Annotated in this window: 4 protein-coding genes; 3 read left to right on the plus strand and 1 reads right to left on the minus strand. The window is 63.5% G+C overall.

The window, feature by feature from the left end; genetic code table 11:
• Window positions 1–15: 15 nt before the first annotated feature.
• The gene (locus AC3WT0_RS19760; protein WP_010339851.1) at window positions 16–558 is read right to left on the minus strand and encodes a MarR family winged helix-turn-helix transcriptional regulator; all 543 of its coding nucleotides are present in this window, start codon (window positions 556–558) and stop codon (window positions 16–18) included.
• Between the two features lie 104 nt (window positions 559–662).
• On the opposite strand from AC3WT0_RS19760, the gene AC3WT0_RS19765 reads away from it, so the two are divergent.
• From AC3WT0_RS19765 to AC3WT0_RS19775, 3 genes are all read left to right on the plus strand, one after another.
• Window positions 663–1,139, plus strand: a complete 477-nt coding sequence (locus AC3WT0_RS19765; protein WP_010339850.1) for a YkgB family protein — start codon at window positions 663–665, stop codon at window positions 1,137–1,139.
• A 133-nt stretch (window positions 1,140–1,272) separates the two neighbouring features.
• Window positions 1,273–1,857 (plus strand): recombinase family protein, encoded by a 585-nt coding sequence (locus AC3WT0_RS19770; RefSeq protein WP_010339849.1) that lies wholly within the window; start codon window positions 1,273–1,275, stop codon window positions 1,855–1,857.
• Window positions 1,858–1,861: 4 nt separating this feature from the next.
• Window positions 1,862–4,835, plus strand: a 2,974-nt coding sequence (locus AC3WT0_RS19775; RefSeq protein ID WP_312251122.1) for a Tn3-like element ISMpo10 family transposase, incomplete at its 3' end; no start/stop codon positions are given.

Consider the following 4,835-nt stretch of genomic DNA (forward strand, 5'->3'; position numbering starts at 1 on the left):
CGTCTCTGCGCGCACTTATGGGTCGACTCTATGCGTCGACGACTCCAGCATTCCAAAGGCATCCATCGGACAGTTGTAGCATCGCCTCTCGTCGCAGAGCCGGCATATCGTCAGCGCCGAGACAGCGTCGTCAGACATCTGCGCAAGTATTGTCTCGGCAATACGTTCCAGCACGAGGCGGTCAGCATTCGAGACATGGCTAAGGATTTCGGATAAAGTCTCGTTTCTTCGTTGCAGGATCGCAGATAGGCGAGTCTCGCCTGCCTCAGTGAGCATCAGCGCTACTGCACGACGGTCCCGTAGCGCTTTGGATCGAACGGCGAACCCGGCTGCAACCAATCGATCGACAAGCCGCACCGTCCCCGCGTGGGACAAGCCTAGCACCCGTCCTAATTCGTCGATCGAAAGACCGGTCGCGTGACCGATGACGACGATCGCCGCGGTGGTTTCGCCACCGCCGGGTATCGTCGGGTCGAATGCCGCCTTCTTAATTCGATCGGTGATGCCCACTGCGAGGGCGCCGAACAGATTGACGAGCCGGTCCGAGAGTACGTTCAAAGGGTTGCCTCATTCATTGACGGCGCATAGTGTATGCGCAGCGCATATATCACGCCTGTCTAAGCATGAAGGCAGGTCATGCGCCATGATGAAAGCGAGGCACCATGTTTTCGACATTACACATAGCTGAAAAGACGACCGGCTCTCGCGGGTCTCTCGCGTTGCTGCGCTGGGCGCTGGTGGTCATCTTTCTCTGGTTCGGTTGCATGAAATTCACGAGCTATGAAGCGATGGGCATCGCGCCATTGATGAAGAACAGTCCGATCATGAGCTGGATTCCGGCCGTTTTTGGGGTGCAGGGTGGAAGCTATTTTATAGGCACCGTCGAGCTCGCGACGGCCGCTGCGCTGATTATCGGTGCTTTCAACAAGACGGCCTCCGCTCTCGGCGCGGCGATGTCATGCCTGACTTATGCCGTGACACTGACGTTTTTCCTGAGCACGCCTGGCGTCGCCGAGCCGACCGCTGGCGGGTTCCCGGCGATTTCGGCCGGAACCGGACAGTTCCTGTTGAAGGACCTGGTGCTTCTTGCGGCATCAGCGTGCCTTCTACTTGCGTCCATACGGACAGCAGACGCGTGACGGCAAACAGGTGATAGGCGACGCTCCGGACCTGCGCTTTTGCCGAACCATACCCGCCTCAGCCCATAACGATCGACAAACCCTGTCGCTTTGATAGGGTGTTCGAAAACATGCTTTCGAGGGTTTGTCGTACATGCTGGTCGGATATATGCGGGTGTCAACGACCGATGACCGCCAAACGGTCGATCTCCAGCGGGACGCGCTCGTCGCAACCGGGGTCGATCATCGGCATCTCCATACCGACAAGGCATCCGGCGCGCGCGACGACCGACCAGGCCTGAAAGCCTGCCTCGACTATCTGAACGCGGGCGACACACTGATCGTGTGGAAGCTCGACCGGCTCGGACGCTCGCTGCCGCACCTGCTGACGATCGTCACCGATCTGAAGGCGCGCGGCATCGCGTTCCGGTCGCTGACCGAGCAGATGGATACGACCACGCCGCACGGCGAATTGCTGTTCTCGCTGTTCGGTGCATTGGCACAATATGAGCGTGCGCTCACGCGCGAACGGGTGATGGCGGGACTGGCTGCTGCCAAACGCCGGGGACGCCAAGGTGGCCGCCCGCCGATGATCGACGCCGAAACGCTCGAGCGGATCACCGCCGCGCTGGATGGCGGGGCCAGCAAGGCGTCCGTCTGCCGGACCTTCAAGGTGCCGCGTTCGACCCTTCTCGGCACGCTTGCCCGGATCGGCTGGACCGCACCGGCCAAGGTCTAAGCCGATGCCGCGTCGCGCCGTCCTGTCGGACGAGCAACGCGCGGCGTTGCTCGCGCTTCCCGACGACGAAACCCTGCTCGTCCAGCACTGGACATTGAGCCGGGACGACTTGGCCATCATCGTCCGCCGGAGGCGACCGCATAACCGGCTGGGTTTCGCGATCCAGCTTTGCGCGCTGCGCTATCCTGGCCGTTTCCTGCGACCCGGTGAACTGATCCCTGATACGCCGCTCGCGTTCGTCGCAGAGCAATTGCAGGTCGGACCCGAGGTGCTGGCCGACTACGCGACGCGCGGCCCGACCCGGTACGAACAGCTCGATGCACTGCGCGATGCATTCGGCTTCATGCCGCTCAGTCGGCCGCTGCGAACGACGTTGCAGGAATGGCTCCTGCCGATCGCGCTGACGACGACCAGCGGGGCTAGGCTGGCGCGCGTGATGCTGGATGAGTGCCGGCGACGGCGCATCATTGTGCCGGGCATCAGTTCGGTCGAGCGGATGGTCGCACAGGCGTTGCTCGATGCCGAACGCCATGTCGCCGAGCATCTGACCCGAGGACTCGATGCTCGACAGCGCCGGCTGCTCGATGCGCTTCTCCTGCCCCACACAGGCACGAACTTGAGCGATCTGGCCTGGGTGCGGCAGTCACCCGGCAAGCCCGGCCGAAAGACATTCGCCGCCATCATCGAGCGACTGACACTGCTTCGGGCCATCGGGATCGATCCGGATATCGCCGTAGGCGTCCATCCCGAGCGCCTCCGACGCCTGTGCCAGGAAGGCGTGCGGCTGACCGCGCAACATGTTCGGACGCTGCAAGCGACGCGGCGTCGCGCCACATTGGTGGCGACCATCCTCGAAACCATCGTTACCCTCACCGACGATGCGGTGCTGATGTTCGATCGCCTGCTTGGGCAGATGTTCCGGCGCGAACAGAACAGCGCGGACACGACACTCAAGCGCAACCGGCGCACCATCAACGGCAAAATCCGGCTGCTTGCCCAACTCGGCGCTGCCTTGCTCGCCGCCAAGATATCAGGTGGCGATATCGGCGCTGCGGTCGAGGCAGCGATCGGATGGAATGATCTCGGCCGCGAGGTCGATGAAGCCCGCAAGCTGATCCGCCCCGATTCGGTCGATCCCGTCGCGGTCGCCGCGACCAATTACCCCGTCCTCCGACAGGTCGGTCCCTCGTTCATCGCCTCGTTCACATTCGGGGCGGTGCCAGCCTGCCATGCGCTCGCGCGAGCGGTCGCGATCATGCGCGACCTTCATTTTGGTCATCTGCGCAAATTGCCTGCAGGCACGCCAGTCGGCTTCATCCGGCAAGCTTGGCGTCGGGCGATCGGCACCGGCATTCCCGATCGCAGGATCTATGAATTGTGCGTGCTGGTCGAGCTTCGCGACCGGCTTCGCGCCGGCGACATGTGGGTCGAGGGAAGCCGACGCTATCGTGCTGTCGAGCAGCAACTCATTCCTGCCCCCGTATTCGCCAACATGCGCGCGGCCGGCCCCTTGCCGATACCGGCACCGGATACGGCCGATATCTGGCTGGCCGAACGACGCGCCCGCCTCGCCCGTCGATTGGCCGAGGTCGAGCGAAAGGCGGAGACGGACGCGCTGGAAGACGTGCAGCTCAGCTTGGGCAGGCTGCGGATTTCGCCCTTGAAGGCGATTACTCCCGAGGAATCCGATACCGCCCTTGCGCCGCTCTATGCGCATCTGCCCGCGATCCGCATCACCGACCTTCTTGCCGAAGTCGATCGATGGACCGGGTTCAGCCAGTGCTTCACGCATCTGCAAAGTGGCCGTGCCGCGGATGAACCACGTGCGATCCTCACGGCGGTGCTCGCCGATGCCACCAATCTGGGCCATACGCGCATGGCGGAAGCCTGCAATCTCGTGACCCAGCGCCAACTCGGTTGGCTCGCCTCATGGCATCTGCGCGAGGAAACCTACGGTCGCGCGCTCGCCCGGCTTGTCGACGCCCAACACACCGCGCCGCTGGCCGCGCTGTTCGGGTCCGGCACCTCGTCCAGCTCAGACGGTCAGAACTTTCCGCTCGACCGCCGCGCCCAGGCAACCGGCGCAGTCAATCCGCACAAGGGGACAGAGCCGGCTGTCTCCTTTTACAGCCACGTCTCGGATCGCTACGCGCCGTTCCATTCCACAGTTATCTCCGCTTCGGCGAGCGAGGCGGCACAGGTGCTCGACGGGCTGCTCCACCACGGCGCCGATCTGCACATCGAAGAGCATCACGTCGATGGCGGGGGCGTCTCCGACCATGTGTTCGCGCTATGTCATCTGCTTGGGTTCCGGTTCGCGCCGCGTATCCCGAATATCGCCGCACGCCGTTTGCACCTGTTTAACGGCATCGAACCCGGCCCCGATATTGCGCCGCTGGTCGCGGGCCGCATCGACGAAGGTCTGATCGAGGCACACTGGGACGACGTGCTGCGACTGGGAACCTCGATCCGCACAGGCGTCGTCAGCGCCTCGATCATGCTGGAACGGCTCGGCTCCTATCCACGCGCCAACGGCCTGGCACTGGCGTTGCGCGAGATCGGTCGCGTCGAGCGTACCCTGTTCACGCTCGACTGGATCGAGCAGCCCGAACAGCGTCGCCGCGCCACCCGCGAACTCAACAAGGGAGAAGCGGAAAATGCCCTGAAACGCGCCATCTTCTTCCATCGCATCGGCCGTATCCGCGATCATGCGCTGCAAGCCCAAAGCCATCGGGCGAGCGCGCTGAACCTCGTCGCCGGTGCCATCGTCCTGTGGAACACGACCTACCTGCAAGCCGCCCGGATGCATCTCGCCAACCTCGGCCGGCCGGTCCCGCCGGACCTGCTGCAACACCTATCACCGCTCGGTTGGCAGCATATCAATCTCACCGGCGATTACCTCTGGACCGATCCCGATGCGCCATCCACCGCGCTCAGACCGCTTCGCCAGATGCGCGCCGTCGAAGGCACGGCAAAAC

The sequence above is a fragment of the Sphingomonas sp. EU05-FHT14C10 genome (assembly GCF_058790595.1).

Excerpts from the sequence above, each read along its gene's own strand:
- AC3WT0_RS19770 (WP_010339849.1), top strand. The coding sequence starts at position 1,273 with ATGCTGGTCGGATATATGCGGGTGTCAACGACCGATGACCGCCAAACG.
- AC3WT0_RS19765 (WP_010339850.1), top strand. The coding sequence starts at position 663 with ATGTTTTCGACATTACACATAGCTGAAAAGACGACCGGCTCTCGCGGG.